Here is a 1,677-nt window from a genome sequence, read left to right on the forward strand (position 1 = left end):
TCAGCCGAAGATGATGTTGAGGGCGATGATCAGGACCAGCGCGATCCCCGCCAACAGCCCCGGGCGGCGGTACCAGCCGGCGTCCTCACCACTGGTCGAGGCCCGCAGACTGGCCCGCGGCGTCAACCCGTACACCAACCCCACCAACTCCGCCTCCGGCTTCGGCCGCGTCACCAGCGACACCACCACGCTCACCACGATGTCCACCACGAACGCCGCACCCGCACCCACGAAACTCGCACCCTGCCCCGGCAGATCCAGCACCCCGGTCTCCGACAACCCGAACACCACCACCGCCGACACCGTGCCCAGCACCAGACCCGCCCACCCCGCATGCGGCGTCATCCGCTTCCAGAACATCCCCAGGATGAACGTCGCGAACAACGGCGCGTTGAAGAACGAGAACAACTGCTGCAGGTAATCCATCAAGTTCGAATACCCCGCCGCGATGAACGCCGTACCCACCGCCGCCAGCGTCGCCCCCACCGTCACCCAACGCCCCATGCTCAGGTAATAACCGTCCGCCCGGTCCCGCACCACATAGGACTGCCAGATGTCATACGTGAACACCGTGTTGAACGACGACAGGTTCGCCGCCATCCCCGCCATGAACGACGCCAGCAACCCCGCCAGGGCGATCCCCAGAATCCCGTTCGGCAGCAGATCCCGCATCAACAACAAGATCGCATCGTTGTAATCCACACCCCCACCACCGGACCCACCGGCCTGCTTGAACGCCGCCAGCTCCGGGATCAACACCGCCGCGATCATCCCCGGAATGATCACGATGAACGGGATGAACATCTTCGGGAACGCCCCGATGATCGGCGTCCGCTGCGCCGCCGACATGCTCTTGGACGCCATCGCCCGCTGCACCTCGACGAAGTTCGTCGTCCAATACCCGAAACTGAGCACGAAACCCAGCCCGAACACCAACCCCACCACCGACAGCACACTGTTGTCGAACCCGGTCAGCTCATTACCCGGCCACGCCGACAACTGCTCCGCACCACCCGGACCCGCCGACACCCGCTCGATCAGGCCCTGCACCCCACCGACCTTCACCAACCCGATGATCGTCAACGGCAACAACGCCGCCACGATCACGAAGAACTGCAACACCTCGTTGTAGATCGCCGCCGACAACCCACCCAACGCCGTGTACGACAACACGATCGCCGCCGCCAGCAACACCGACAACCACAACGGCCACCCCAGCAACGCATTCACGATGCTGGCCAGCAAATACAGATTCACCCCCGCGATCAACACCTGCGCCACCGCGAAACTGATCCCGTTCACCAGATGCGCCGCCCGCCCGAACCGGCGCAACATGAACTCCGGAACACTGCGCACCTTCGAGCCGTAGTAGAACGGCATCATCACCACGCCCAAGAACAGCATGGCCGGCACCGCACCGATCCAGAAATAATGCATCGTCGGCATCCCGTACTCGGCACCATTCGCCGACATACCGATGATCTCGATCGCACCCAGATTCGCCGAGATGAACGCCAACCCCGTCACCCACGCCGGCAACGCCCGACCCGACAGGAAAAAATCCAAACTGGTGGAAACCGCTCGCCGCGCCAGATACCCGATACCCAGCACAAAAACGAAGTACAACGCCAACAACGCGTAATCCACCGCGTTGGCATCCAGCAGCTGACCCTGAGC

1 protein-coding gene is annotated in these 1,677 nt (G+C 63.3%); it reads right to left on the minus strand.

Features of this window, described 5'->3' with window-relative positions:
- On the minus strand, positions 1–1,665 hold the full coding sequence (locus E1288_RS46310; RefSeq protein ID WP_132495693.1) for a sodium:solute symporter family protein: 1,665 nt from the start codon (positions 1,663–1,665) through the stop codon (positions 1–3).
- Positions 1,666–1,677 lie beyond the last annotated feature (12 nt).

The sequence above is a fragment of the Saccharopolyspora elongata genome (assembly GCF_004348985.1).
Lineage (GTDB): Bacteria > Actinomycetota > Actinomycetes > Mycobacteriales > Pseudonocardiaceae > Saccharopolyspora > Saccharopolyspora elongata.